22 protein-coding genes are annotated in these 25980 nt (G+C 71.0%); 5 read left to right on the top strand and 17 right to left on the bottom strand.

Translation table 11 applies throughout. The features are described 5' to 3' along the window. Positions 1-11 precede the first annotated feature (11 nt). The 4 genes from N5I75_RS17860 to N5I75_RS17845 all read right to left on the bottom strand — a co-directional run bounded on the left by N5I75_RS17860 (position 12) and on the right by N5I75_RS17845 (position 7205). A complete protein-coding gene (locus N5I75_RS17860) occupies positions 12-4823 on the bottom strand; it encodes a putative T7SS-secreted protein (protein ID WP_476678688.1) in 4812 nt (1603 codons plus the stop codon). Between the two features lie 2 nt (positions 4824-4825). Beyond that, on the bottom strand, positions 4826-5473 hold the full coding sequence (locus tag N5I75_RS17855) for a hypothetical protein (RefSeq protein WP_476678686.1): 648 nt from the start codon (positions 5471-5473) through the stop codon (positions 4826-4828). After that, entirely contained in the window at positions 5463-5801 is a 339-nt protein-coding gene (locus tag N5I75_RS17850; RefSeq protein ID WP_476678684.1) for an SseB family protein, read from the bottom strand. The genes N5I75_RS17855 and N5I75_RS17850 overlap by 11 nt, the downstream gene beginning before the upstream one ends. Positions 5802-6038: 237 nt before the next feature. Continuing rightward, positions 6039-7205, bottom strand: a complete 1167-nt coding sequence (locus N5I75_RS17845; RefSeq protein ID WP_476678683.1) for an acyl-CoA dehydrogenase — start codon at positions 7203-7205, stop codon at positions 6039-6041. Positions 7206-7382: 177 nt separating this feature from the next. Between N5I75_RS17845 and N5I75_RS17840 the strand changes: the two genes are divergently transcribed. After that, positions 7383-8708 (top strand): UDP-glucose dehydrogenase family protein, encoded by a 1326-nt coding sequence (locus tag N5I75_RS17840; RefSeq protein ID WP_476678681.1) that lies wholly within the window; start codon positions 7383-7385, stop codon positions 8706-8708. A 102-nt stretch (positions 8709-8810) separates the two neighbouring features. Here N5I75_RS17840 and N5I75_RS17835 read toward each other — a convergent pair whose 3' ends face one another. Continuing rightward, a complete protein-coding gene (locus tag N5I75_RS17835; RefSeq protein WP_476678679.1) occupies positions 8811-9317 on the bottom strand; it encodes a CGNR zinc finger domain-containing protein in 507 nt (168 codons plus the stop codon). 105 nt (positions 9318-9422) lie between these two features. On the opposite strand from N5I75_RS17835, the gene N5I75_RS17830 reads away from it, so the two are divergent. Beyond that, positions 9423-9794, top strand: a complete 372-nt coding sequence (locus tag N5I75_RS17830) for a VOC family protein (protein WP_476678677.1) — start codon at positions 9423-9425, stop codon at positions 9792-9794. Here N5I75_RS17830 and N5I75_RS17825 read toward each other — a convergent pair. From N5I75_RS17825 to N5I75_RS17810, 4 genes are all read right to left on the bottom strand, one after another. Beyond that, positions 9791-10888: a dipeptidase gene (locus tag N5I75_RS17825; protein ID WP_476678675.1), complete on the bottom strand. Its 1098-nt coding sequence runs from the start codon at positions 10886-10888 to the stop codon at positions 9791-9793. The genes N5I75_RS17830 and N5I75_RS17825 overlap by 4 nt on opposite strands. 564 nt (positions 10889-11452) lie before the next feature. Continuing rightward, positions 11453-12643 carry a dipeptidase gene (locus tag N5I75_RS17820; protein WP_476679530.1) on the bottom strand — a complete coding sequence of 397 codons (1191 nt, stop codon included), beginning with the start codon at positions 12641-12643 and terminating at the stop codon, positions 11453-11455. Positions 12644-12687: 44 nt separating this feature from the next. Continuing rightward, a complete protein-coding gene (purE, locus tag N5I75_RS17815; RefSeq protein ID WP_476678673.1) occupies positions 12688-13242 on the bottom strand; it encodes a 5-(carboxyamino)imidazole ribonucleotide mutase in 555 nt (184 codons plus the stop codon). Next, positions 13239-14390 carry a 5-(carboxyamino)imidazole ribonucleotide synthase gene (locus N5I75_RS17810; protein WP_476678672.1) on the bottom strand — a complete coding sequence of 384 codons (1152 nt, stop codon included), beginning with the start codon at positions 14388-14390 and terminating at the stop codon, positions 13239-13241. Before N5I75_RS17810 ends, purE begins: the two co-directional genes overlap by 4 nt. A gap of 171 nt (positions 14391-14561) precedes the next feature. Here N5I75_RS17810 and N5I75_RS17805 point away from each other — a divergent pair, with 171 nt between their 5' ends. Continuing rightward, complete coding sequence (locus N5I75_RS17805) at positions 14562-15122, top strand: GtrA family protein (protein WP_476678670.1); 561 nt, start codon at positions 14562-14564, stop codon at positions 15120-15122. 12 nt (positions 15123-15134) lie between these two features. Here the strand turns inward: N5I75_RS17805 and N5I75_RS17800 are convergent, their stop codons facing one another. Together N5I75_RS17800 and N5I75_RS17795 are read right to left on the bottom strand one after the other, a co-directional pair. Then, a complete protein-coding gene (locus N5I75_RS17800) occupies positions 15135-16415 on the bottom strand; it encodes an ATP-binding protein (RefSeq protein ID WP_476678668.1) in 1281 nt (426 codons plus the stop codon). 98 nt (positions 16416-16513) lie between these two features. Further along, the gene (locus N5I75_RS17795) at positions 16514-17191 is read right to left on the bottom strand and encodes a response regulator transcription factor (RefSeq protein ID WP_356494430.1); all 678 of its coding nucleotides are present in this window, start codon (positions 17189-17191) and stop codon (positions 16514-16516) included. A gap of 524 nt (positions 17192-17715) precedes the next feature. Here N5I75_RS17795 and N5I75_RS17790 point away from each other — a divergent pair. Then, positions 17716-19212 (top strand): peptide MFS transporter, encoded by a 1497-nt coding sequence (locus N5I75_RS17790; RefSeq protein WP_476678666.1) that lies wholly within the window; start codon positions 17716-17718, stop codon positions 19210-19212. Positions 19213-19277: 65 nt separating this feature from the next. Here the strand turns inward: N5I75_RS17790 and N5I75_RS17785 are convergent, their stop codons facing one another. From N5I75_RS17785 to N5I75_RS17760, 6 genes are all read right to left on the bottom strand, one after another. Next, positions 19278-20663, bottom strand: a complete 1386-nt coding sequence (locus N5I75_RS17785; RefSeq protein ID WP_476678664.1) for a hypothetical protein — start codon at positions 20661-20663, stop codon at positions 19278-19280. Further along, positions 20660-21874, bottom strand: a complete 1215-nt coding sequence (locus N5I75_RS17780; RefSeq protein WP_476678662.1) for a hypothetical protein — start codon at positions 21872-21874, stop codon at positions 20660-20662. Before N5I75_RS17780 ends, N5I75_RS17785 begins: the two co-directional genes overlap by 4 nt. Continuing rightward, positions 21871-22662: a COG1470 family protein gene (locus tag N5I75_RS17775; RefSeq protein WP_476678660.1), complete on the bottom strand. Its 792-nt coding sequence runs from the start codon at positions 22660-22662 to the stop codon at positions 21871-21873. The genes N5I75_RS17780 and N5I75_RS17775 overlap by 4 nt, the downstream gene beginning before the upstream one ends. Positions 22663-22784: 122 nt before the next feature. Next, entirely contained in the window at positions 22785-23495 is a 711-nt protein-coding gene (locus tag N5I75_RS17770; protein ID WP_476678658.1) for an LPXTG cell wall anchor domain-containing protein, read from the bottom strand. A 229-nt stretch (positions 23496-23724) separates the two neighbouring features. Further along, positions 23725-24204: an ATP-binding protein gene (locus tag N5I75_RS17765; protein WP_476678656.1), complete on the bottom strand. Its 480-nt coding sequence runs from the start codon at positions 24202-24204 to the stop codon at positions 23725-23727. A 208-nt stretch (positions 24205-24412) separates the two neighbouring features. Beyond that, positions 24413-24784: an STAS domain-containing protein gene (locus N5I75_RS17760; RefSeq protein ID WP_476678654.1), complete on the bottom strand. Its 372-nt coding sequence runs from the start codon at positions 24782-24784 to the stop codon at positions 24413-24415. Positions 24785-25035: 251 nt separating this feature from the next. On the opposite strand from N5I75_RS17760, the gene N5I75_RS17755 reads away from it, so the two are divergent. Continuing rightward, complete coding sequence (locus N5I75_RS17755; protein WP_476679529.1) at positions 25036-25959, top strand: RNA polymerase sigma factor SigF; 924 nt, start codon at positions 25036-25038, stop codon at positions 25957-25959. The last annotated feature ends 21 nt before the right edge of the window (positions 25960-25980 follow it).

Below are 25980 nucleotides of genomic sequence, written 5' to 3'. Positions count from 1 at the left end.
TGGATGCCGCCTCATCGAATCTGTTCGGCCGGGGCCACGAAGCCGTTCTTCGCCGGAATCCTGCCTTCCACGACGTCGGCATGGGTAATCGGCCCACCGGGATCGCTGGGCGAACCGCCCAGCGCCTTCGCTCCTGACTCACCCTTGATCCCGGAAGGCCCGTATGCCGTGATGGCATTGCCCGCCCCGGCGCCGCCGCCTTCCGTCACCACGACGTCCTCCCCCTGCCGGAAGATCAGCCTTCCGCTGCCCGCCGTCGAGTGGTACACGGCGTCAGGATTCTTGAGGATCTCCAGAACCCGTTCGTCACTGAAGCCGTGCTTGGTGTCCCCGTGGTAGCTGCCGCTCTTCCTCATCTTGCCGTCCTGGGCGCGTTCGATGACGGCTTCCGCGGTCTCGTGCGCTTTCTGCCTGGCCTGGGCGGCCTTCTCCTCCTTCGTGTACTTGGGCATCAGCCCCAGCGGGTCCGACCCCGCGTGCGGGTTGCCCACGTAAGCGAGCGGGTTCGGGGCGGGTGCCAGGCCCAGGGGGTCCGGGGAGGTGTAGCGGCCGGATTCGGGGTCGTAATGGCGGAAGTAGTTGTAGTGGAGGCCCGTTTCGGGGTCGTAGTACTGGCCGGGGAAGCGCAGCGGGGTGTAGGCGTCGCTGTCGCGGGGCCAGGCCGTGGTGCCCCACAGGGTGGAACGGGAGCGCCAGGCGATGTCACCGGACTCGTCGATCAGTTCTGTGGGGGTGCCGACGAGATCCGTCGCGATGGCGAAGAAGCGGCGGTCGATCTCCGCCTGGCCGCTGTCGGCGTCGAGGATGCGTTCGGTCTGGGTCAGGGGGACGACGTCCTGGTGGTCCCAGGTGAGGGCGACCGTGGTCGTACGGTCGGCCTGGACGCTGGTCTGTTCGCACAGGGTGAGGCCGTCCCAGGTGAACCGGGTCTCCTCGACCACGCCCTCGCCGTCGGACGCAAGGCGCTGCTTCGCCGTGCGGCGCCCCGGGGAGTCGTACCGGTAGCGCCACCGCGTCCCGTCGGGGGTGGTGACGCAGGTGAGGCGGTTCTCGGTGTCCCACTCGTAGCGCCAGGTGTCGGGCTTGCGGGAGAGGCGGGTCTTCTGCCGGAGGGTGACGCGGCCGAGCGCGTCGTGCTCGAAACGCACCCCGCCGGCCCGGGTGATCGTGGTGCCCGAATAAGCGCGCTCGCCCGTGGCCTCGGCGCTCGGGTGCCGGGACGGCCACGACGCCGAGGTCTGGTTGCCCGCGGCGTCGTAGGCGTATCTCTCCGTCCAGCCCTGGGCGTGGACGGCGGTGACCCGGCCCGTCCGGTCGAGGTCGAAGGTGCGGGTGCCCGAGAGCCGGTCCGCCACCGCGAGCAGATGACCGTCGGCGCGGTAGGTATAGGCCCGGCTGTTAACGGCGCGTGCGCCAGCGGTGATGTGCTGCTCGGCCAGCCGTCCGGCATCGTCCCATGCGGAGGCCACCGTGACGGCGCCCCCGAGGACACGGGCGAGTTCCCGGCCTGCGACGTCGTGGGTGAAGTCGACGTGCTGCCCGCCCGTCGTCAGCCGCTCGGGCCGGCCACCGGCGTCGTAGGCGTAGGAGGTGACATGGCCGGTGGGGGTGGTGCGGCGCTTGCGGCGGCCCAGAGCGTCGTAGGTGTAGGAGAGGGCGCGGCCGTCGACCAGCTCCGTCTTGACCCGACCCCGGCGGTCGTACTGGTAGCGGAGTTCACTGTCCGGGCCGACGGCTTCCAGGAGGCGGCCCGCGCGGTCGTAGGCGTACGTCGTCACCTGGCCGTCGACGTCCTTGCGGATCACTTGGCCCAGCTCGTCGCGCGCGAAGGCGATGGTGCCGCCGAGTGCGTCGGTCCGCGCGGCCAGCCGGCCCCCGGCGTCCATCCGGTAGCTGAGCGTGCGTCCGTCGAAGTCGGTCTCGGAGACGATGTCACCGGCGGCGTCGTACTCGTAGGTCCAGGTCAGGCCCTGCGGGTTGGTGACGCGAGTGAGGTGGAGCTCCGCGTCGTGCTCGAACTCGTAGCGCACGCCGTCCGGCCCGGTGCGCGCGAGCGGCAGGTCGAAGTGGGTGTACTCGAAGCGGGTGACACCGCCCGACGCGTCGGTGTGGGTCAGGCAGTTGCCCTCGCCGTCGTAGGTCCATGACTCGGTAGCGCCGTCGGGGCCGGTGCGGTGGGCGAGCTGCCCGTCGGCATTCCATGCGTAGGACGTCACTCCGCCCACCGGGTCGGTGATCCGCAGGGGGCGGCCGAGAGCGTCCCGCTCCGTGCGGGTGACGTCGCCGGAGGGGCCGGTGACCTCGACGGCCAGGCCCGCCGCGTCGCACACCACGTGCGTGGTGGCGCCGAGCGCGTCCGTGACGGAAGTGAGGCGGCCCGCAAGGTCGTAGGTGTGGTGCGTGGTGGAGCCCGCCGGATCGGTGACGGCCGTGCGGTTGCCGCGTTCGTCGTACGTGTGGACAGTGCGGCCGCCGTCCGCCTGGACGACTTCCACCGGCAGCCCGGACGGGCCGCGCACGGTGCGCAGTTCGCTGCCGTCGGGGCGGGTGGCCGCGACGAGCCTGCTGTCCTCGTCGTAGGTGAACGAGGTGGTGTGGCCCAGCGGGTCGGTGCAGGTCCGTTGGTTGCCGCGCGCGTCGTAGCCGAACCGGGTGGTGCGGCCCAGCGGGTCGGTGAGTTCCACCAGGCGGCAGCCGGGCTCGAACACGTGGCGGGTCGTGTGTCCGTCGGCGGCGGTGAGCGTGGTGGTGGTGCGGCCCGTTTCGGGGTCCGGGTCGGTGTAGGCGAGAGTGATCCGGACGTGCCCGGCCTCGCCGCCCTCGGAGACGACACGGTCGCGGTCGTCGTACACGTAGTCGTAGCGGCTGTTGTTCGAGTCGATCCAGGCGGTGACGCGGCGTCGGTCGTCGTAGACGAAGGTGGTGACGGCCCCGGACGGCTTCGTGACGGTGGTGAGGTTGCCGTCCTCGTAGCCGTAGCTCATCAGGGGCAGGTCGGCGCCGCCCGCTCCCGCGCCCGCCAGGGACAGGGCGGTGAGCAGGCCGTCGGTGACGGACAGCTTCACGTGCCGGCCCGCCGAGTGGACCAGGGCTTTCGGTACTCCGTCCTCGCCCCGGTCGATGGTGACGGAGTGCCCGTTGCGTTCGGTGATGACGGAGAGCCAGGCACGGCCGTCGTCTCCCGGCCCGGTGCCTGCTGGGGCGTCGAAGTGGAACGCCAGGCCGCTGTCGGTGTCGGTGACCGTGTAGGTGCCGTCGGCGTCACGCGCCAGCTCGGTACGGGCGGTCCCGGTGACGGGCCGGGTGGAAGCGCCGGGCACGGGATGGGGGTACGCGACGAGGAGCCCCTCGGCGGTGACATGGAGGACGCCGACCGAGTCGACCTCCAACCGCTCGTCGACCGTGGACGTCCAGGCGGGGCCCATGAAGCGGCCCACGGTGCAACCGGACTCCGTGCGACGGGAGAAGACCAGGGGCAGGATGCCCGGCAGCACGAGGTCGGTCTGCGGCAGGTACATCTTGCCCGTGGCGAGGTCCACCGGGTCGCCGCCCTGCTTGCGGTCGCCGTCCGAGGTCGTGTGGCTGCCCTCGGGGTCGTCGTCGAGCATTCGGCGCGCTCTGCCCGCGTCGGCCAGGTCGTCCGCGGCGCGCATGGCCTTCGCGGCGCCGGCCGCGTCCTTCGCGAGGCGCGCGGCCTTGACGGCGGCACCGCCACCGCCCGTCGCGGCCGTCAGGGCGAGATCGGGGAGCAGACGGCCGAATCCCTCGGCGGGGTCCTTCATGAAGTCGCTGACCATCTGCTTGCCAGTGCCGACCGGGTCGTTGGCGGCGATGACCAGGCCTGCGGCCAGGCTGTTGAGGTTGGTCACGTACTCGGCCGGGTGCGTGAGGTTGTACGGGTCCGTGGGGTTGATCCCGCGGACGAAGTTGAGCAGCCCCGCGGTGCCCTTGATGATGCCGCCGCCGACGTGGTCGCCCATGAGCTGCAGCTCTTGTGACCCGGCGGCGAGCTGCTCGCCGTAGGAGGGCTTCTTCGGAGCCAGGTCCCGGGCGGCGCGGACCGCGGCGGACGCGGTCGCCGCGGCTGTGTTCCGCTGCTTGCGCGCCTCGGCCAGGATGTCCTGGGCGTCCTGCATCAGCTTCTTGCCCGGGTCCTCGAACGTCGAGGCGGGACGGGGCGGCAGGCTCGACGGGTCCCGCTGGTCGGCGGGCTGCCCGTTGTACTTGTCGACCGCCTTGTTGAACTCGTCCACCTTCTTGCGGTGGGCGTCGGCGGCGGCCTCGGACGCCTTGGTGCCTTCCTTCCACTTGTCGATCGCCGTCTGCGCCTGCCCTTGGGCCCAGGTGACCGTTCCGGCGAAGTTCTCCATCGCCGCGGCTGCCTTTTCGCACGCGTCGGCGCCGGTGAACCACTTAGGCGGCTGCTTGGACACCGCCTTCCGCAGCGCTTCGGCGGCCTCGCCCTTGAGCTCTGTCGAGGAGAGGCCCTTGATGCCGTTGCCCGTGGTGTCGAAGGACTTCTGGAAGCCGCGGAGCTGCTCGGCCCTGGCGAGGATCGTGCTGGGGCTGCCGTAGATAAGTTTGGTCTTGTCCTCGGTCTGACCGAGGTCCATCTCGTCGACCTCGGCGCCCATCCGGTTGGCGACCGAGCGGGACTGTTCCCGTACCCAGTCCGCACCGGACTCCCAGCCGACGTCGTCCAGCCTGTCGGCGGTCCACTTCCCGGCGTCCTCGACCCGGTTGCCGACCCATTCGACACCGTCCTCGACGACGTCCTCGACCGCATCGGGTGTGATGTCACTGATGATGTCGCCGAAACCCACCGTCAGTTACCCCCGGTTTCGTTCTGCTGCTGTTGCGCGCGTTCCTCCGGCGACGGGCCGAAGCTGTCGTCAAGGGCCTGGTTCCACTGATCGTCCGAGATGCCGAGGGCGCCCTTGAGCAGGTCCGACTGCCGGCCGCCCTGCCCCTCGGTGAGCACGGTGCGACCGGTCTCCTTCCAGGTCTGGCCCATCTCGTCACCGGCCTTGTCCCACGACTCGGCGCTCCAGTCCGGGTCCAGGGCATCGGGCTTGAAGACCTCGCCCCAGCTCTGCTGGGTGATCTCCTCCTCGCTGGCGTACGGGCTGCCGCCCATCACGGAGTTGACGCCCACCTTCAGCGCGCCCTCGACGTACTGGTCGTGCTCCCACTGGGTGCCCGCGGCCAGGCCGAGGCGGTTCGCGAGCTCGCTGGCGTCGTGCACCAGCGCCCGCACACCCCACTCCCAGCGCTCGCAGAAATCCTCGAAGTCGACGGAGAGACCGTGGTGGCCCACCTCCATCCCTGTCGACAGTTCCGAGAAGCCCTTGCCCATGACCGAGCCGGTGGCGCCGCCCAGCTCGCCGAGCTGGTCGATGGTCGCGCCGACGCCCTGGGTGAACTTGGCGACGGCGGCCTTGTCGAAGTGCAGGTCGGCTGCTTCACCGCCCATGGCCGTGGCTCCCCTGCGGCTCGGTGGCGTCGACGGCGGACTCGTCGGGCACGATGCCGACGACCGGAGGGAAGAACATCGAGCCGTCCTCGGTCGCGATGTCGACAGCCAAGCCCGCGGGTTCGTCCAGTGAGGGCACGATCTCATCGACGATGCGGGCGCCCAGCAGCGCCGCGTACTCCATGGGCTGATCGCCACCCGTGCGCGATCGGGCGAACCGGGCGAGCGCCACCTCGTCGGTGAATCCGCACACCCAGCGCACCCCGCCCGACCGCACCGACCAGAGTCCGCCGCCGGACACCGGCACCAGCAGTACCGAACGCCTCATCTCACCGACCAGAGCGCGGGGGTCGCCGACACCCCCTCTCCGTTCTGTGATCCGTTCGGCGAGCGCCGACCGTCGCTGCTCCACGCCGGTTCCCCCTTCGTGGCGTCTTCTGTTGCCTACGGGCGAGGACGTACGAGGTGGTGTGCCAGGTTCCCGGGGGGTAGTAACGGCCACCCGTTACATGCGCGTACGCCCCTGCCGGCGTGCGCAGGGGCGTACGCGTTCGTTCGGTGGGTTCTACGGCAGGTTGCGCGCCATCACGATGCGCTGGACCTGGTTCGTGCCCTCGTAGATCTGGGTGATCTTCGCGTCGCGCATCATGCGCTCGACCGGGTAGTCGCGGGTGTAGCCGTAGCCGCCGAGGAGCTGGACGGCGTCCGTCGTGACCTCCATGGCGACGTCCGAGGCGAAGCACTTGGCGGCGGCGCCCTGGAAGGTGAGGTCCTTGTCGCCGCGCTCGGACTTGGCGGCGGCCGCGTAGGTGAGCTGGCGGGCGGCCTCGATCTTCATGGCCATGTCGGCGAGCATGAACTGGATGCCCTGGAAGTCGGCGATCGGCTTGCCGAACTGCTTGCGCTCCTGGACGTAGCCCTTGGCGTAGTCGAGGGCGCCCTGGGCGACGCCGAGCGCCTGGGCGGCGATGGTGATGCGGGTGTGGTCGAGGGTCTTCATCGCGGTCGCGAAACCGGTGCCCTCCTCGCCGATCATGCGGTCGGCGGGGATGCGGACGTTGTCGAAGTAGACCTCGCGGGTCGGCGAGCCCTTGATGCCGAGCTTCTTCTCCGGGGCGCCGAAGGAGACACCCTCGTCCGACTTCTCGACGACGAAGGCGCTGATGCCCTTCGAGCGCTTGTCGGGGTCGGTGACGGCCATGACCGTGTAGTACTCGGAGACGCCCGCGTTGGTGATCCAGCGCTTCACGCCGTTCAGCACCCAGGAGTCGCCGTCGCGCACCGCGCGCGTCTTCATGCCCGCCGCGTCCGAACCGGCGTCCGGCTCGCTGAGGGCGTACGAGAACATCGCGTCGCCCTTGGCCAGCGGGCCCAGGTACTTCTTCTTCAGCTCCTCGGAGCCGGAGAGGATGACGGGCAGCGAGCCCAGCTTGTTGACGGCCGGGATCAGGGAGGACGAGACGCAGGCGCGCGCCACCTCCTCGATGACGATGACCGTGGCGAGCGCGTCGGCGCCCGAGCCGCCGTACTCCTCCGGGACGTGCACGGCGTGCAGGTCGTTGGCGACCAGCGCGTCGAGCGCCTCCTGCGGGAAGCGCGCCTCCTCGTCGACCGCGGCGGCGTACGGCGCGATCTTCGTCTCGGCGAGGCCGCGGATGGCCTCGCGGAGCATGTCGTGCTCCTCGGACGGACGGTAGAGCTCGAACTCCGGGTTGGACGCCGATCCGGCCAAGGTGTCTCACGCTCCAAGCGCTGCTAATTACCGTTAAGTAACCCAAATTTTAGTTCTCGGGCCGCAGCTTCGATACGTGAGCTGCGCGACAGCGGGAAAGTTGCCCGCCGAGAGGCCCGGGCATGCCACGACTATGCTCGTCCCGCACACGCGCAGCCACACCTCTGGAGCTTCGTCATGGCCCTGAAAATCACCGTGATCGGTACCGGCTACCTCGGCGCCACGCACGCCGCGGCCATGGCCGAGCTCGGTTTCGAGGTGATCGGCCTGGACGTCGTGCCGGAGAAGATCGACATGCTCACGCGGGGCGAGGTCCCCATGTACGAGCCCGGTCTCGAGGAGCTGCTGCGCAAGCACGTCGCCGGGATCGAGGGCTCCACCGGCCGGCTGCGCTTCACCATGGACTTCGCGGAGGCCGGGGCCTTCGGCGACGTGCACTTCGTGTGCGTCAACACGCCGCAGAAGCACGGCGAGTACGCGTGCGACATGAGCTACGTGGACTCCGCGTTCGCCTCGCTCGCCCCGCATCTGAAGGAGGGCGCGCTCGTCGTCGGCAAGTCGACCGTGCCGGTCGGCTCGGCGCACCGGCTCGCCGGGCTGCTCCCCGAGGGCGTGGAGCTGGCGTGGAACCCGGAGTTCCTGCGCGAGGGCTTCGCGGTCGACGACACGCTGCACCCGGACCGGATCGTCGTCGGCGTCGGCAGCGAGCGGGCCGAGAAGCTGCTGCGCGAGGTCTACGCGACCCCGCTCGACGAGGGCACGCCGCTCGTCGTGACCGACTTCCCGACCGCCGAGCTGGTCAAGACCGCCGCCAACTCCTTCCTCGCCACGAAGATCTCCTTCATCAACGCGATGGCCGAGGTGTGCGAGGCCGCGGGCGGGGACGTCGCCCAGCTCGCCGAGGCGATCGGCTACGACGACCGGATCGGGCACAAGTTCCTGCGCGCCGGGATCGGGTTCGGCGGGGGGTGCCTGCCCAAGGACATCCGGGCGTTCATGGCGCGCGCCGGTGAGCTGGGCGCCGACCAGGCGCTGACGTTCCTGCGCGAGATCGACTCCGTCAACATGCGGCGGCGCGGGGCGATGGTCGAGATGGCCCGTGAGGCGCTCGGCGGCGGTCCGTTCCTGGGCAAGCGGGTCGCCGTGCTCGGCGCCGCGTTCAAGCCGGACTCGGACGACGTACGGGACTCGCCCGCGCTCAACGTCGCCGGGCAGATCCACCTCCAGGGCGGGCAGGTCACGGTGTACGACCCGAAGGGCATGGCGAACGCGCGCCGCGTCTTTCCGACGCTGGGGTACGCGGAGTCGGCGCTCGACGCTGTGCGCGGGGCGGATGTCGTTCTGCATCTGACCGAGTGGCGGGAGTTCCGGGAGCTTGATCCGGCGGAGCTCGGCGCTGTCGCTTCTGCGCGGGTGATTCTGGATGGGCGCAATGCGTTGGACGCCGGCGCTTGGCGGGGGGCCGGGTGGACTTATCGGGCTATGGGGCGGCCCTCCGCGTAGACGTCTCCGTCTGCCCAACTGCGGCCCCTTTCACGACCGTCCCGTGTGTCGTGGCTGGTCGCGCAGTTCCCCGCGCCCCTGGCGGCGCGCCCGCTCAAAGGACTACTTCGCTCTGTAGCGGCGCATCTTGGCTCTGGATCCGCAGACCGCCATCGAGCACCAGCGGCCTCGGGCCGCCGGGCTGCGGTCGTAGAAGGCCCAGCCGCAGTCCTCGGCCTCACACGCCTTGAGGCGGGTCCAGGTGCCGTCCTTGACGGCCTCCGCGATCGCCGCCGCCACCCGGGAGAGCAGCGACGCGTCGTCGTCCACCGGGACCAGGGCCGCCGAGCCGTCCTCGTCGTCGACCGCCACGCGCAGCGGGGCCTTCGCCAGCAGGTCGCCGAGCGGGGTCACCGTGCGGTGCGGTGGGTGGCCCGCGTGGGCCAGGCAGGCGGCGCGCAGTGATTCGCGCAGTTCGCGCGCCGCGTCGACCTCCGCCGCCGTGATGCCGAGGTGTTCGCGGACCTTCGCCGAGCCCAGCGTGTCGGCCTCCGCCGTGAGGTCCGGCACCGTGTTGACCAGGGCCTCGATCAAGGCAAGACCGCCGGGTGCGGACGCACGCTCACTCATGCTTGCGACGTTACCCCTTATGCGGCACCATGCGGTAACGGCGTTACCGGTAAAGGTCTGGTAGGGGTAACCGCCGGGTCAGCCAACCGTGACCGAAGGAGAATCATGGCCATCGCCAAGCTCGATGTCGTCGCCCTCGACTGTCCGGATCCGCGCGCGCTCGCCGACTTCTACGCGGCCGTCCTCGGCGGCACCGTCGTGGACACCGAGGACGACGGTGACTGGGTCGTCCTGAAGGTGCCGGGCGGACAGCTCGCGTTCCAGAAGGCGCCCGGGTACGTGCCGCCGGCCTGGCCCTCCGCGGAGGCCTCGCAACAGTTCCACCTGGATTTGACCGTCGAGGACCTGGACGCCGGGGAGAAGGAGATTCTGGCGCTCGGCGCGAAGGTGCTCGACAACGAGGACAAGAGCCGCAGCTGGCGGGTGTACGCGGACCCGGCCGGACACCCGTTCTGCCTCTGCGCCTGCTCGTCCTAACAAGTCGCCGTCGACGGGCCCCGGCGGCGGCGGGTCTCGCGGGCCGTGAACTCCACGCCGCGCAGCACCCGCTGGACGTTGCCCCAGGTCAGCAGCGCGATGTCGGTCTCCGGCCAGCCTCGGTCGAGAAGTTCGGAGATCAGCGCCGGGTAGCCGGTGGGATCGGTGAGGCCCTCGGGGTGCGGGTCCCCGGTGTCGTACATGCCGGACAGGCCCACGGCATGGGGGCCCGCGACGCGGCGTACGTGGTCGAGGTGGTCGGCCACGTCGCGCAGGGCGGGGCCGGTGCGCGCCGCCGAGCACGGCACCAGGCAGACGCCCCGGTTCTCGCCCAGGGTCGCCAGGAGGTCGTCGGGGACGTTGTCCGGGTGGCTGTTCAGGGCCTGGGCGCCCGAGCGCGTGAGGATCACCGGGGCCTTCGACACGGCGAGGACACGGGCGCAGGTCGCGGGGGTCGCGCCGGTCAGGTCGACGAGCATGCCGAGGCGGTTCATCTCCCGGACCATCTCCTCGCCGAACCGGGTCAGGCCGTCCTGCGGGGCCCACGGCGCGCCGCTGAGCGTGAGAACGCGCAGGCCCAGGTGGTGCAGGGCGCGCAGGGTGCCGAGCGAGTCGCCCGCGGCGGTGGCCGGGGCCGGGCCGATCAGGACGGCGATGCGGCCGTGGGCGCGGGCGTCGGCCGTCTCCGAGGCGGAGCGCGCCAGGCGCAGGCCCTCCGGGTAACGGGCTACGACGTTGTTGACCTGGTCGATCTGTTCCAGCGCCGAGGTGACCGGGCGGTCCTGGGTCGTCTCAAGGGCCCACATCAGCGCGCCCGTGCCGCCCTCGCGCAGGCGCGGCAGGTCCGTCTCCACGGCGTGCTCGCCCATCTCCAGGTCGTACCAGGGCAGGGTGGGCAGTGTGCCGAGGAGTCCGCAGCAGCCGTCGGCGACCGGGTGCCTGTGGAGCAGGGCGCGGGCCGACGCCGGGCTGCGCGCGGGGTCCGTCCCGGGTTCGGACTCCGGCTCGGGCAGACGGGATTCGTCCAGCGGGGCGGGGCTGTCGAGCTCGCCCACGCCCGTGGTCGCGGTCAGTTCGTCCTGTAGGTCTGCCATGGGCACGGCTCCGGCCGGGGAGAGGTGGGGACACGCTGTCCGCTCAGACTGGCACGGGGGGTGGGGCGGGTACGTGGTGGGCGGCGCCGTTCGGGGGACTTGGGTGAGCCGAACGGGGGCGTGGCTGCATCCAAGGTGACCCGGCGTTCGGTAGGCGGCCGTGTTTTTGCGCGGGCCCTTTTGCGTGGTCACCCGGCGCGTGGGCACCGCCGTGCTTTCGTGCGGGCACCTTCGTGCGCTGGCCCGGCGCTGAGCGCCGCCGTGCTTTCGTGCGGGCCCGCTCGTGCGCTGGCCCGGCGCTGAACACCGCCGTGCTCTCGTGCGGGCCCATTCGTGCGCTTGCCCGGCGCTGGGGTGCCGCCTTGCCCACCCTGCCGCCCTGGGGGTCCCCCCGGACGGAGTCTGGGGGAGGCAGATTGCCCAAGGCGGGGCGGCTGGGTGGGAGGGGCGTGGCGGCAGATTGCCCAAGGCGGGGGCGGCTGGGTGGGAGGGGCGTGGCGGCAGATTGCCCACGTCGGGGGCGGGTGGGTGCTCGCCCGGATCGAGCCGGGCGGGCGCTGCGTGTCAGGCGTCCAGTTGGTCCAGGGTCGCGTTCGAGGGGCCGCGGGTCGACTGGAGGTCTCGGGACACGTCTTCCGCCGCCCCCAGCACGCGTACCGCGTTCTTCCACGTCAGCTTCGAGAGGTCCCGGTCGGACCAGCCCCGGGTGAGGAGCTCCGCGATCAGGTTCGGGTAGGTCGAGACGTCGTTCAGGCCGTCGGGGGTGAAGGCCGTGCCGTCGTAGTCGCCGCCGATGCCGATGTGGTCGATGCCCGCGACCTCGCGCATGTGGTCGAGGTGGTCGGCGACCGTGGAGACCGTGGCGACGGGGCGCGGCCTGGACTCCTCGAAGGCGCGGTGGAGCTTCATCGCCTCGGGCGAGGAGTCGAGGTGGTGGAAGCCGTGCGCGCGGAGGTTGGCGTCGGCGGCCGCGGTCCAGTCGACGGCGGCCTGGAGGACGAACTTGGGGACGAAGGTGGCCATCGCCACTCCCCCGTTGGCGGGCAGCCGCTCCAGGACGTCGTCCGGGATGTTGCGCGGGTGGTCGCAGACGGCCCGCGCGGAGGAGTGGGAGAAGATCACCGGCGCCACGGACGTGTCCAGCGCCGCGCGCATCGTCTCCGCCGCGACGTGCGACAGGTCGACGAGCATGCCCTCGCGGTTCATCTCGCGGACGACCTCGCGGCCGAACGCGGAGAGGCCGCCGACGCTCGGCTCGTCCGTCGCGGAGTCGGCCCAGGCGATGTTGTCGTTGTGGGTGAGCGTCATGTAGCGGACGCCGAGCGCGTACAGGGCCCGTAGCGTCGCCAGGGAGTTGTTGATCGAGTGGCCGCCCTCGGCGCCCTTGAGGGAGGCGATGCGGCCCTCGGCGCGCGCCGCCTCCATGTCGGCGGCGGTGAGCGCGGCCCGCAGGTCGCCCGGGTAGCGGGCGATGAGCTGGTCGACGCAGTCGATCTGTTCGAGGGTGGCGCTGACCGCCGCGTCGCCGGTGAGGTCGGTGCGGACGTAGACGGACCAGAACTGCGCGCCGACGCCGCCCGCCCGCAGCCGGGCCAGGTCGGTGTGGAGGTGGGCGCTCTGGTCGGCGGCGATGTCCCGCGCGTCGAGGTCGTAGGTGACCTGCTCGCGCAGCGCCCACGGCAGGTCGTTGTGACCGTCGACGACAGGGAACTCGGCGAGTATCGCCTTGGCCTGCTGCAACGCCTCGTCCGTCATACCGCTCCCACTCACTTCCGGATCACTCCTTCGTACGGCTCGACCTACTTGCCGAAGCCGAAACCGGCCCCGGCGCCCTCCGCCTTGGCCCGCAGCCGCTTGCCCTTCTCGGTGGCCTGGTCGTTCAGCTCCTGCTGGAACTCCTTCATGCGGCCGAGGAGCTCCTCGTCGTGCGCGGCGAGCATGCGCGCGGCGAGCAGCCCCGCGTTGCGCGCCCCGCCCACGGAGACGGTGGCGACCGGCACCCCGGCGGGCATCTGCACGATGGAGAGCAGGGAGTCCATGCCGTCGAGGTACTTCAGGGGCACGGGCACGCCGATGACGGGCAGCGGGGTGACCGAGGCGAGCATGCCGGGCAGGTGGGCGGCGCCGCCCGCGCCCGCGATGATCGCCTTGAGGCCGCGCCCTGCGGCGTGCTCCCCGTAGGAGATCATCTCGTGCGGCATCCGGTGCGCGGAGACGACGTCGACCTCGTAGGGGATCTCGAACTCGGCGAGGGCCTTCGCCGCCGCCTCCATGACGGGCCAGTCGGAGTCCGAGCCCATGACGATGCCGACGACGGGGCCGACGGCGGAAGAGGACTGGCTCGCGGCGCTCATTCGGTGATCGTGCCCTTCAGGTATCCGGCCGCGTGCCGGGCGCGGTCGAGGACCTCGTCCAGATCGTCGCCGTAGGTGTTGACGTGGCCGACCTTCCGGCCGGGCTTCACGTCCTTGCCGTACATGTGGATCTTCAGCTGCGGGTCGCGGGCCATGCAGTGCAGGTACGCGCTGTACATGTCGGGGAAGTCGCCGCCGAGGACGTTGGCCATGACCGTCCACTTCGCGCGCGGGCGCGGGTCGCCCAGCGGGAGGTCGAGGACGGCGCGGACGTGGTTGGCGAACTGCGAGGTGATCGCGCCGTCCTGCGTCCAGTGGCCGGAGTTGTGCGGGCGCATCGCCAGTTCGTTGACGAGGATGCCGGGCTTCCCGTCGGGTCCCCGGGTCTCGAAGAGCTCTACCGCCAGGTGGCCGACCACGTCCAGTTCCTTGGCGACGCGCAGCGCCAGCTCCTGCGCCTCGCCCGCGAGCGCCTCGTCCAGGCCGGGGGCCGGGGCGATCACCGTGTCGCAGACGCCGTCGACCTGCTGCGACTCGACGACGGGGTAGGCGACGGCCTGGCCGTGCGGCGAGCGCACGACGTTCGCCGCCAGCTCCCGTACGAAACCGACCTTCTCCTCGGCGAGGACCGGGACGCCCGCCTTGAAGGGCTCACCCGCCTCCGCCTCGGAGCGCACGACCCACACGCCCTTGCCGTCGTAGCCGCCGCGCACGGTCTTGAGGACGACGGGGAAGCCGTCGCCCTCCGCCGCGAACGCGGCCACGTCCGCCGCGTCCCGCACGATGCGGTGGCGCGGGCACGGGACGCCGAGCGCGCTGAGCTTCGCGCGCATCTCGCCCTTGTCCTGGGCGTAGAGCAGCGCGTGGGGTCCCGGGCGGACGGGGATGCCGTCCGCCTCCAGGGCCCGCAGGTGCTCGGTCGGCACGTGTTCGTGATCGAAGGTGATCACGTCACAGCCGCGCGCGAACTCGCGCAGCGTGTCCAGGTCGCGATAGTCGCCCACGACGACATCACCGACGACCTGCGCCGCGGAATCCTGAGAAGTGTCACTGAGGAGCTTGAACCTGATGCCGAGCGGGATGCCCGCCTCGTGTGTCATACGAGCGAGCTGCCCCCCGCCGACCATGCCGACTACCGGGAACGTCACACCCCCAGCGTATCGGCCGTTCGGCCGGAATCCGTACGGGCCTCCCCTTGGAGGAAGGTCCACAAACCTCACCACCGGGCGACTTCGGGAGCGCGTGGTTAGCATGACAGGAGTGGTCCCGACGGACCGCGAGACCACATTGACGGGGACTACGGGGGCCGAGGCGACCACATGAAGGCGACCACCAGCCGAACATCCGGTGCGGACAGCGGGGTGCGGCCGGGCCGCATCGGCGCGCTGCGGCAGCGTTTCGACGCCCTGGCCCGCGAGATCGCCAAGTTCGGCGTCGTGGGCGCCCTGGGCGTGCTCGTGAACTTCGCGGTCTTCAACGCGATGCGGCACGGCACCGACCTCCAGGTCGTGCGGGCCAGCGTGATCGCGACGATCGTCGCCATCGCCTTCAACTACGTGGGGTTCCGCTACTTCACCTACCGCGACCGCGACAAGAGCGGCCGGGCGAAGGAACTGACCCTGTTCCTGCTGTTCAGCGTCGTCGGCCTGGTCATCGAGAACGGCGTTCTCTACGTGGCCACGTACGCCTTCCACTGGGACAGCCAGTTGCAGAGCAACGTGTTCAAGTTCCTCGGCATGGGGCTCGCGACCCTGTTCCGGTTCTGGTCGTACCGGACCTGGGTCTTCAAGACGCTGCCCGCGCGGGAGACCGTGGCGCGCGCGGAATCGTTCCTGGAGGACGAGTCGGACGCGAAGCCCGTCTACCGCGTCAAGCCGTAGCCGCCCGGCGCCTCAGCGGATCGTCCCCGGGTCCTCCTCAACGTCCGCGTTCTTCTTCAGCGGGGTGCGCGACAGGAACAGGCCGAAGACGGGCGGTGCCGCCTGGAGCATTTCGAGCCGGCCGCCGTCGGCCTCCGCGAGGTCGCGGGCGACGGCGAGGCCGATGCCCGTCGAGTTCCGGCCGCTGATGGTCCGCTCGAAGATCCGTGAACCCAGCTCGGCCGGGACGCCGGGTCCCTCGTCGGTCACCTCGATGACCGCCTGGTTGCCGGTGACGCGGGTGCGCAGGGCGACCGTGCCGCCCCCGTGCATCAGCGAGTTCTCGATCAGCGCGGCGAGCACCTGGGCGACCGCGCCCGGTGTGCCGACCGCCGTGAGGTGGCGCTTGCCGGACGAGACGATGGCGCGGCCCGCGCTGCGGTAGGCCGGGCGCCACTCCTCCAGCTGCTGCTTGATCACCTCGTCGAGGTCGAAGGTGACGGCCGAGCCCGTACGCGGGTCGCGCGAGTTCGTGAGCAGCCGCTGCACCACGTCGGTGAGCCGCTCGACCTGCGCGAGCGCGATCGTCGCCTCCTCCTTCACCTCGGCGATGTCGTCGGTCATCGTGATCTCTTCGAGCCGCATCGAGAGCGCGGTCAGCGGTGTGCGCAGCTGGTGGGAGGCGTCGGCGGCCAGGCGCCGTTCGGCGGTGAGCATACGGGCGATGCGCTCGGCCGAACCGTCGAGGACATCGGCGACGCGGTCCAGCTCGGGGACGCCGTAGCGCTTGTGGCGCGGGCGCGGATCGCCGGAGCCGAGGCGCTCCGCGGTGGAGGCGAGGTCGGTGAGCGGGGAGGCGAGCCGGTTGGCCTGGCGGACGGCGAGCAGCACGGCGGCGACCACCGCGAGCAGCGCCACGCCCGCGATGATCAGCAGGGTCCGGCCGACCTCGCGGGTCACGGCCGAGCGGGGCTCCTCGACGGTGACCTTCTCGCCCCGCTCCCCCTCGGCGGTGTACGTGATGACGTCGCCCTCGGGTTCCGTGCCCAGCTCGATGGGGGCGCGGCCCGGGATGGCGACGACCGCGTACCGCTCCTCCATCGCGATCTGGTCGGCGAGGATGTCGCGGCTGACCTGTTCGTCGCTGAGCAGGCGGCTGTCGACGATGGAGGCGAGGCGGACCGCCTCCGACTCGACGCGGTCCTGGGCGCTGTTGCTGATGGTCCGGGTCTCCACGATGACGAGGGAGACGCCGAACACGGCGATCACTACCAGGACGACGGCGAGGGTCGAGTTGATGAGTCGGCGGCGCATTGTCTCAGTGTCCCGGATACGCGCCCGGCGCCCGGGTTGCCGTCACGGGGCTCCGCCCCGGACCCCGCTCCTCAATCGCCGGAGGGGCTTGATTGCGCTCAGCTCTTCTCGAAGCGGAAGCCCACTCCTCGTACCGTCGCGATGTACCGGGGGTTCGCCGCGTCGTCGCCCAGTTTCTTCCTGAGCCATGAGATGTGCATGTCCAGGGTCTTCGTCGACGACCACCACGTGGTGTCCCAGACCTCGCGCATCAGCTGGTCGCGGGTGACGACCCGGCCCGCGTCGCGCACGAGCACCCGCAGGAGGTCGAACTCCTTCGCCGTGAGCTGCAGTTCCTCGTCGCCCATCCAGGCGCGGTGGGACTCCACGTCGATCCGGACGCCGTGCGTGGCCGGGGTCTCCTTCGGCTCGGCGGCGCCGCGGCGGAGCAGGGCCCGGACGCGGGCGAGGAGTTCGGCGAGGCGGAAGGGCTTGGTGACGTAGTCGTCGGCGCCCGCGTCGAGGCCGACGACGGTGTCCACCTCGTCGGCGCGCGCGGTGAGGATCAGGATCGGCACCGTGTGCCCCTCGGCGCGCAGCCGCCGGGCGACCTCCAGGCCGTCCATCCCGGGCAGGCCCAGGTCGAGGACGACGAGATCGATGCTGCCCTGCAGTCCGGCGTCGACCGCGGTCGGTCCGTCCTCGCGCACTTCGACCTCGTAACCCTCCCGGCGCAGGGCGCGAGCCAGTGGTTCCGAGATGGAGGCGTCGTCCTCGGCGAGCAGTACACGGGTCATGGGGTGATGGTAGTCCGCGGCGGAGGACGGTCGGGGGGTGATCGGCGAGAGCGCCCCACCGGGGGGCGGCCGAAGGAAACGGAGCCACTGCCTCCGGGTTCGCGCCCTGCGGCTGTGGGATGCGATCCTGAGAAACACCTTCGAAACAGTGCGGGCGGTTCCGTTCGGACCTGTGATCCATCTCTCAAGTCCTTCCATATGCGGCACTGTCGTGTCGTATGGTGACCGAACGCCTGATGCACTAATGGGGGACCTTAGGAGCGCACTGCGCACCAAAGGTCCCTTTCCTGTGTGAGCTGACCGCGGTCAGCATCGAAAGGAACGACCTGTGGCCGGGCCCCGCGCGCAGCGAAGCGTGCCGGGGTGTGGATCCCGGGTCCGCCGTACCTCGTCGCGTGCGAACTCCTCGCACGGGCAATCCCCCGGGGCGTGGGGAGGACGGTAGGACTCCGGTGCCGGCCGACCCCCCACCGGGCGCGCACCGGCTCTGCCCCGCGCGTCCCGCACACCCTCGAGGATCGACCATGGCGTCCAGCCTGACGAAGGACTCGGCCAGCACTCCTGGCACCGAGAAGACCTTCTTCGGCCACCCCCGCGGACTGGCCACTCTCTTCATGACCGAGATGTGGGAGCGCTACAGCTTCTACGGCATGAAGGCCCTTCTTCCGCTGTACCTGATCGCCCCCGGTGGCATGCACATGAGTGCCACCAACGCGACGGCGATCTACTCCGTCTACATGTCGATGGTCTACCTGCTCGCCATGCCCGGCGGCTGGGTCGCGGACCGCTTCTGGGGCCCGCGCAAGACGGTCGCCATCGGCGCCGGAGTCGTCATCCTCGGCCACATCACGCTCGCGCTGCCGAGCGCGGCCACCTTCTTCGCCGGCCTCGCGCTCGTCGCGCTCGGCTCCGGCCTGCTGAAGGCGAACATCTCCGTGATGGTCGGCCACCTCTACCAGGGTCCGAAGGACCCGCGCCGAGACGGTGGCTTCACGCTCTTCTACATCGGCATCAACGTCGGCGCCTTCCTCGCCCCGCTGACCATCGGCACCGTCGGCGAGAACGTCAACTGGCACTTCGGATTCGCGCTCGCCGCGCTCGGCATGGCCCTGGGCCTCGGCCAGTTCCTGCTCGGCTCGCGTCACCTGAGCGAGCAGAGCAGCGTGGTCGCCCAGCCCGCGACGCCCGAGCAGCGCCGCTCCGCCCTGCGCAACGGCCTGATCTGGCTGATCGTCGCCGTCGTGCTCTACACGCTGATGGGTGTCACCGGGAACTTCGCCGACTGGGCGCTGATGCCGCTGATCATCGCCGGTCTGGTCATCCCGATCGCCGTCCTGGCGCGCATGAAGCGCGACAAGGAGCTCAGCACGCTCGAGCAGTCGAAGCTGTCGGGTTACATCTGGTTCTTCGTCGTCGCCGCCGTCTTCTGGATGATCTACGACCAGAACGGCTCGACGCTGTCGATCTTCGGCGAGACCAAGACGACCAACCACCTGCTCGGGTTCGACTTCCCGACCTCCTGGTACCAGTCGCTGAACCCGATCTTCGTCATGGCGCTCGCCCCCGTGGTCGCCTCCGCCTGGCTGTGGCTGAACAAGCGCGGCAAGGAGCCGAGCACGGCCGTCAAGTTCGCCTCCAGCCTCACGCTGATCGGCATCTCCTTCCTCGTCTTCCTCATGCCGCTGCTCGACACCGCCACCAACGGCGGCCGGGTCAGCCCGATGTGGCTGGTCGCGATCTACTTCATCCAGACCGTCGGCGAGCTCTGCCTCTCCCCGGTCGGTCTGTCGCTGACCACGAAGATGGCGCCGGAGAAGTACAGCGCCCAGATGATGGGTGTCTGGTTCCTCGCGGTCACCGCGGGCGACTCGGTGACAGGTCTGCTGACCTCGCCGCAGCTGGGCGTCGACCTCAACAACAGCGGTGCCGTCACCGTCGAGGCGATCCTCGCCGTCATCGCGGGCTTCGGCATCTGGACCTCCCGCAAGAAGGTCAAGCAGCTGATGGGCTCCGTCAACTGACCTGACCGCACCCCACACGTCAGGGCCGCCGCACCGAAGCTCCGGTGCGGCGGCCCTTTCGTACATCAGCGTGTCCGCGCCGCCCGCCGCCTCGGCAGGAACGTGAAGACCGCGCCGCCCAGCAAAATCACCGTCCCGGCGACCAGGCCGAGCGCGCGCAGGGCGCCGTCGTGCGAGGCGCCGGTCTCGGCGAGGCCGCCGCCGCCCGCCGTGTCCGTGCCCGCCGCCGAGGCGCCCCCGGAGCCCGAGCCGCCGGACGAGCCCGCGCCGCCGCTCGCGCCGCCCTCGACCGCCTTCGTGTCGATCTCCAGGGAGACCTCCGTCTTCGTCGGCGTACACGTGGTGGTCGTGCCCAGCGCCTTCACCGTGAGGACGCCCGGCGACAGCGTCGATTTGCCGTCGGCGCCCGGCTTGTAGGTACCGGTCAGGTCCGGGATCGTCATCGGGTCGCCGGACTTGATGGGCTCCTTGTTGGTCGGGCCCTCGACGTTCACCGTGCCCTTGTCGGCGCCGCCCAGCTTCACCGCCATCGACGGCTTGACCGAGTCGGCCGGGATGTCGGCGGGGCTGTCCATCACGGACGCCCCGAACATGACCGTGAGGGCGTACGCCCCGCCGTCCTTCTTGGCGTTGATCTGCACGGGTGACGTCGCGTTCTTGTCGCCGATCGGGGTCTTGCAGGCGTAGGGGACGGAGACTTCCTTGCCGGTGAAGTCGGTCTGACCGCCGCCTCCGCCGCTGGTGGAGCCGCCTGAGCCGGTGGAGCCGGTGGAGCCGGTGGAGCCGGTGGAGCCGCCTGTGCTGCTCGAACCGCCCGTACTGGTGGAACCGCCCGTGCTGCTCGTCCCGCCCGAGCTCGTGGTCCCGCCGGAACTGCTCGTCCCGCCCGCGGCGCTCGCCCCGCCCCCGTCCGTCACCTTGATGGTGACCGCCGCCTCGACCGTCTCCTTCGGGGCGCACTTCGTGTCCGTCGAGATCGGCTTGCTGACGTTGATGGTGTACGCGTCCGGGGTCAGCGTCACGTCCCCGGCCGTGGTCAGTTTCAGCTTGCCCGTCATGTCGGAGAGGACCATCGGGCTGTTCTTCGGGATCGCCGGGTTCTTCCGGGCGCCCTGCACCTGGAGATCACCGCTCTGCGCGCCGCCCACCTTCACCGTGCCCGTGGGCTGCACGGTGTCGGCGTCGAGGTCGAGGACGTCCGGGTTCTTCGAGGCGGCCTGGGTGGTCTTCCAGACGACGTCGATCTCGTCGCCGACCTTGGCGGTCGCCGGGGCCGTGATGTCGGCGACCGTGGTGCCCTCGACCGGCGGCAGCCCGGAGATCGACGGCGGTATGCACTCCGTCCGGTACGAGGAGTCGGCCGCGTGCGCCGGGACCGCGGCCAGCCAGAGCCCCGCACCGGACAGGATCAGGGCACAGCCGGCCGCACCGGCTCTCCGTTGCCTGCTCACGTGTTTCCTTTCGTCGTCCTGCTGTTGTCGGGCGGTGCGGAGAGCTGCCCGGCCGCGGGTTCGCCCGGACCGTTGTCCGGGGCGAACCAGGGCAGGGTCGTCGTGGGGTCGGCGGCGCCGTCCCGGGGCGCGTCCGTCGTCCTGGGGGACCAGGGGCCGGGGAGGCCGGGAAGACCAGGGAGATGGGAGAGGCGCTGGATGCCCCGGTGCCGCCCCGGCGCGTGCGGGTCGCGCGGGGAGCGCGGGGGGCGTGGGGGGCGTGGGGGGCGTGAGTTGCCGGGGGTACGCCAAGTGCGGAAGTCACGCGAAGTACGCGGGCTACGCGGTCGCAGCCGGTCCACGACCGCCATACCGATCCGGAAGACGGCCGCCGGGACGACGACGCAGAGCAGGATCCAGAACAGCACGACGCCCCAGGGCCGGCCGACGCCCCACGGCTGCTCGGCCAGGACCTTGCCGCCGTACTTCAGCGACACCAGGTAGTCGCCGTGTGCCCCGCCCGCCAGCTCGACGGGCAGCGCGATCCGCGCCTTGCGGCCCGGCGCGATGGTGCCGCGCCACTGCTGCTCCTCGTACTGCGGTGCGAACACGCCGTGTGCCGTGCCGACCTGGAAGACCGGGTTCTTCACCGGGGACGGGCCGACGTTGCCCACGGTGAAGACGAACTTGCGGGCGGGCGGGGCGCCGAACCACGTCAGGACGGAGCTCGATCCCTCCAGCCGCGTGTCGGTGACCATCGACAGCCGACCGGCGCCCGACTCGGCGGGCAGCGCCCGCACCGGATGCCCCGCGACCTTCAGCACGGCGTCGACCTGCGCCTTCGGCCCGCCCTTCACGGTCGCCACGTGGACGACGCACGGGCAGGGCCGGGGCGGCTCGACCACCGGGAGCCGCCTGCTGAACGTGCCCCGGGTGCCGGTGGTGACGGCGCGCCCGTCGCCGTTGGCGCAGGAGTTCGTGCCGCCGACGACTCCGCGCGCCGGGCTCGACTGCCCGCAGATCAGGAGCATCAGCAGCGTCCTCGACCCCCACCCCGTCCCCCTGACGGTGATCGACCCGCCCGCGCCCGCCTCGGTCCTGGACAGGGCGACGGTGGGCCGGTCCGCCGCCGCGGCCCACGGCGCCGTGCCCGCCAGGAGCGCGGCCAGGAGCGCGGCCAGGAGCGCGAGGACGGTCAGCAGGCGGGGGGCGGATGCGCTGCTACGGGTCATGACGCGCTCCTGCGACGACGACGGCGTACGAGGCTGTGGGCGGCGCAGCCCACGGCCGCGACCAGGGCGGTGGCTCCACCGAGCGGCCCCCAGGGCACGAACCGGGCCGTGGCCGCCGCCGAGTCGTGCGCGCCGCCGCCCGCCGTGACCGTCACCTTCACGTCGACGGCGTCGAACGACGGGGCGTCGGGCCAGGGTTCGGTCAGGCCGACGCGGTGGCCTGGCGGCAGCTTCAGCGGCAAGGTGCGCGGCGCCTTGTCGAGGACGCGGCCGAGGAGGCCGTCCGCGGTGATCGCCAGGCGGGGGGTGAGGGTGGTGTTGCCGCGGTTCACGACGTCGTACGTGATGTGGCGCCCGGCGGTGATCCGTACGTGCTCGACGGTGAGCGCCGAGAGGGTGGGGCCGCTGACCCGCAGGTGCACGCGGACGCCGGAGGTCCGGCCCCCGGCGTCCGCGACGATCGTGCCCTCGAGGTTGCCCGGGGTGGCGGCTCCGGGCACGGTGACCGTGAACGGGATCTCGGCGCGGGTGCGAGGGGGGACCCGTACGGGGCTCTCGGCGGGCGTGATCCAGGGGGCGGTGGTGCGCAGGATCACCCGGAGGGGGCGGGCGGTCGGATTGGTGACGGCCACCTCGTCCTCCAGGGCGGTGCCGGGGCCACCCTCCGCGTAGATATACGGGCGGCCGTTCTGGGCGCCCGCCGAAGGGGCGATGGTCCAGGTCGGCGGGGCCGCGGTGGCCGGTGACGCGGCGAGAACCGTCGCCAGCGACGCGGTCGCCGCATACAAGCCCCTCCGGCGATTGAGGAGCGGGGTCCGGGGCAGAGCCCCGTGGCCCGCGCGCCGTACGGGCCGGTGTCTCGTCGGCGAGCGCAGCGGCATGGTGGTTGCTCGCGCCGTTCCCCGCGCCCCTAGCGGGGCGTCCCCTGGTGGCGCCTTGTCAGCCACAGGGTTCCCGCCACTCCGGTCAGGAGGACCGTGCCGCCCAGGGTGCCCAGAGCGAGCGCCGAGTCCCCGGGGCCCGTCTGCGGGAGCTGGGAGTCGTCCGACGCGGCTCCCGGGGCGGCCCCCGACGTGTCTGAGTCGCCGCTGCCGGCCGCGCCGCCGCCCTGCACCGTCAGTTCCAGCGACGGCTTCGGGCTGTTGCCCGGTGTGCAGGTCGTCGTCGTACCGAGCGCCTTGATGGTCAGGACGCCCGCCGTGAAGGTCACCTTGCCGCTCTTCTTCGGGGTGTACGTCCCGGAGAGGTCGCTGATCTTGATGGGGGTGTTGGCGGGGATCGCCGCGGCGTTCGGCGGGCCCGAGACCGGCAGCGAGCCGCTGTCCGCGCCGCCGAGCCTGATCACGGCGCTGGGGTTCATCGCCCCCTTGCCGAGCTCGACCGGGCTGGAGGAGACGCCCTTCTGGAAGGTCATCGTGATCTTGTAGCCGCTGCCGCTCTTGACGCTCTTCATGTCGATCGGGGAGACGGCCGACTTGTTGCCGATCGGCGTTTTGCAGTTGTAGTTGACGTCCTGGACCGTGGCCTCGGCCGCCGGGGCGGCCATGAGCACCGCCGAGCCGGCCAGGGCCGCGCTCAGCGCGCACGCGGCGGTTCGTTTCTGGTACGTCCGGTACGACACCTCGGGATCCCTCCAGACCGACGGCTGCCGACAGCTCAGTTTGCTGACGGTTCATCAGATGCGAGTGGCTCAAGGTACGCCCGGCGCCTTGCCGAGGGAAGACACAGAGCAGCGGAAGACGAAGAGCACGCCGGATCGAAGCGATCCGGCGTGCTCTCCGTATGCGGGAAGGGTGTGTCTCAGGCGGTACGTGGAGGGTGCGCCTCAGGCCGTGCGTGAAGGGCGCGCCTCAGGCGGGGGTGCCCAGCTCCGCCCAAACGGTTTTGCCGACGACCCCGGGCGTGCGCACGACGCCCCAGTCGAGGCAGAGGCGCTGCACGATGAACATGCCGTGCCCGCCGGGCCGCCCCGCGCGGTGCGGGGTGCGCGGCTCGGGCTGCCCGGCACCGTGGTCGGCGACCTCGATGCGCAGCACCTTGTTGTCGAGGGAGACCGTCAGCGAGTCCGGGCCCTCGGCGTGCAGGCAGGCGTTGGTGACCAGCTCGGAGACGACGAGCAGCACATCCTCGGCGGCGGCGCGGCTCTCCGCGCTCGGGGCGGGCAGCCAGCCCCACGCGTGCAACGCGTCCCGGGAGAAGTCACGGGCGAGCGGCACGATGCCGCTCGCCCCCGCGAGGCTCAGCGTGCGGACCTGCCGGCCGCCGGCAGCCGGAACATCGCCGGACTCGGGGCCGTGGTCGCCCGGCGAGTAAGGCCGGGTGGTGCTCATCAGCACTTCACCTCACCGATTCACCATTTCAGCTTCTTCTTCAGGACTCAGGGCACAGGGTTGCAGGGGTGGTCGGGTGTCTCCTGCCCGGCCGGACGACGAGAACACCCATCGATTCGGTGCGGACCCTGTGACGCCGATAACGCCTCGGTCACGTGGAGACAACTGGAGCGTAACTTCTACCGCTCCGGGGCACGACCGCATCCGCTCACTCCGCGGCGAGCGCCGCGGACAGCGTTTCATGCAGGGTGAAGACGGCGTCGGCGCCGGTGATCTCGAAGACCCGGGCGACCACCGGCTGCATCCCGGCCAGATGAACCCCGCCACCCGCGGCCTCGGCCTTGAGGCGGGCCCCGAGCAGCACGTTCAGCCCCGTCGAGTCGCAGAACTCGAGCCGCGCGCAGTCCACCACCAGCCGGGAGAAGCCGTTCACCAGGCATTCTTCGAGGGGTTCGCGCAGCAGCTCCGCGGTGTGGTGATCCAGTTCACCCACCGGGGTCACGACGGCGCTGGCGCCCTCTTCCCGTACCTCGACCAGAAGCCGGCCCCGATGAGCGCTGCCGACTGTCCCGCGGTCCATGACGTCTCTCTCTCGCTGCCTTCGACGTGCCGGTTGACGCCCTCGAACACTACGCCTTCTGTACGGCACCCGGTACCCAACAACCCCTAAGAAACGGACATTTAGGGGCATAGCGCACTTGCGGCCCGGCGACGAAAGCGGGTAGGCCTAGTAAGGACAGAAAACGAACCCGCCGGCTTTGGAGGCGCCGCACTCCCGACAGTGCACGTATTGGCATCGGCAGCCATATGCCGAGAACGATGGAGGACATCATGTCACCCCGGCTCGACGCCTCGCATACCGACCAGGCGACGTCGACACCCGCACCGGAACGCCACTCCGACCTCGCGTCCGAAGCCCTGGAAGGCGCCCCGGACGGCGCTCTGGAAGGTCTCGACGGGCTCCCGGAGATCCCGCCGTTCGCCGAGGTGGGAGCGGTCGACGCCCGCGCCCTGTCCAAGACGCTCTTCGAGCGCCTTGAGTCCCTCGAAGAGGGCACCCACGAATTTTCTTATGTCCGCAACACCCTGGTCGAGCTGAACCTCGCCCTGGTGAAGTTCGCGGCCTCCCGGTTCCGCTCCCGCAGCGAGCCCATGGAGGACATCATCCAGGTCGGCACGATCGGCCTGATCAAGGCGATCGACCGCTTCGAGCTGAGCCGTGGGGTCGAGTTCCCCACGTTCGCGATGCCAACCATCGTCGGTGAGATCAAGCGCTTCTTCCGCGACACCTCCTGGTCCGTCCGGGTGCCCCGGCGCCTCCAGGAGCTCCGTCTCGACCTCGCCAAGGCGGGCGACGAGCTCGCCCAGCAGCTCGACCGGGCCCCCACGGTGGCCGAGCTCGCCGAGCGCCTGGGCCTGTCGAACGACGAGGTCGTGGAGGGCATGGCGGCGTCCAACGCCTACACCGCCAGCTCGCTCGACGCCCAGCCCGAGGAGGACGACTCCGAGGGCGCCCTCGCGGACCGCATCGGCTACGAGGACCACGGCCTGGAGGGCATCGAGTACATCGAGTCCCTGAAGCCCCTCATCGCCGAACTCCCGGCCCGCGACCGCAAGATCCTCTCCCTGCGCTTCGTCGCCAACATGACGCAGTCCGAGATCGGCGACGAGCTGGGCATCTCCCAGATGCATGTCTCCCGCCTGCTCTCCCGCACCCTGGTCAAGCTCCGCAAGGGGCTGACGGTCGAGGAGTAGCACCACTGCTTCGCGGGGCCC

The organism is Streptomyces sp. R818 (assembly GCF_056172735.1).
This window is presented reverse-complemented; position numbering and strand designations above follow the sequence as displayed.

What these genes read in the sequence shown, in the direction of transcription:
- N5I75_RS17805 (WP_476678670.1), top strand. Translation starts at nt 14,562, where the DNA reads ATGAAGGCGACCACCAGCCGAACATCCGGTGCGGACAGCGGGGTGCGG.
- N5I75_RS17840 (WP_476678681.1), top strand. Translation starts at nt 7,383, where the DNA reads ATGGCCCTGAAAATCACCGTGATCGGTACCGGCTACCTCGGCGCCACG.
- N5I75_RS17830 (WP_476678677.1), top strand. Translation starts at nt 9,423, where the DNA reads ATGGCCATCGCCAAGCTCGATGTCGTCGCCCTCGACTGTCCGGATCCG.
- N5I75_RS17820 (WP_476679530.1), bottom strand. Translation starts at nt 12,643, where the DNA reads ATGACGGACGAGGCGTTGCAGCAGGCCAAGGCGATACTCGCCGAGTTC.
- purE (WP_476678673.1), bottom strand. Translation starts at nt 13,242, where the DNA reads ATGAGCGCCGCGAGCCAGTCCTCTTCCGCCGTCGGCCCCGTCGTCGGC.
- N5I75_RS17800 (WP_476678668.1), bottom strand. Translation starts at nt 16,415, where the DNA reads ATGCGCCGCCGACTCATCAACTCGACCCTCGCCGTCGTCCTGGTAGTG.
- N5I75_RS17760 (WP_476678654.1), bottom strand. Translation starts at nt 24,784, where the DNA reads ATGGACCGCGGGACAGTCGGCAGCGCTCATCGGGGCCGGCTTCTGGTC.
- N5I75_RS17765 (WP_476678656.1), bottom strand. Translation starts at nt 24,204, where the DNA reads ATGAGCACCACCCGGCCTTACTCGCCGGGCGACCACGGCCCCGAGTCC.
- N5I75_RS17795 (WP_356494430.1), bottom strand. Translation starts at nt 17,191, where the DNA reads ATGACCCGTGTACTGCTCGCCGAGGACGACGCCTCCATCTCGGAACCA.
- N5I75_RS17755 (WP_476679529.1), top strand. Translation starts at nt 25,036, where the DNA reads ATGTCACCCCGGCTCGACGCCTCGCATACCGACCAGGCGACGTCGACA.
- N5I75_RS17825 (WP_476678675.1), bottom strand. Translation starts at nt 10,888, where the DNA reads ATGGCAGACCTACAGGACGAACTGACCGCGACCACGGGCGTGGGCGAG.
- N5I75_RS17855 (WP_476678686.1), bottom strand. Translation starts at nt 5,473, where the DNA reads ATGGGCGGTGAAGCAGCCGACCTGCACTTCGACAAGGCCGCCGTCGCC.
- N5I75_RS17850 (WP_476678684.1), bottom strand. Translation starts at nt 5,801, where the DNA reads ATGAGGCGTTCGGTACTGCTGGTGCCGGTGTCCGGCGGCGGACTCTGG.
- N5I75_RS17780 (WP_476678662.1), bottom strand. Translation starts at nt 21,874, where the DNA reads ATGACCCGTAGCAGCGCATCCGCCCCCCGCCTGCTGACCGTCCTCGCG.
- N5I75_RS17790 (WP_476678666.1), top strand. Translation starts at nt 17,716, where the DNA reads ATGGCGTCCAGCCTGACGAAGGACTCGGCCAGCACTCCTGGCACCGAG.
- N5I75_RS17835 (WP_476678679.1), bottom strand. Translation starts at nt 9,317, where the DNA reads ATGAGTGAGCGTGCGTCCGCACCCGGCGGTCTTGCCTTGATCGAGGCC.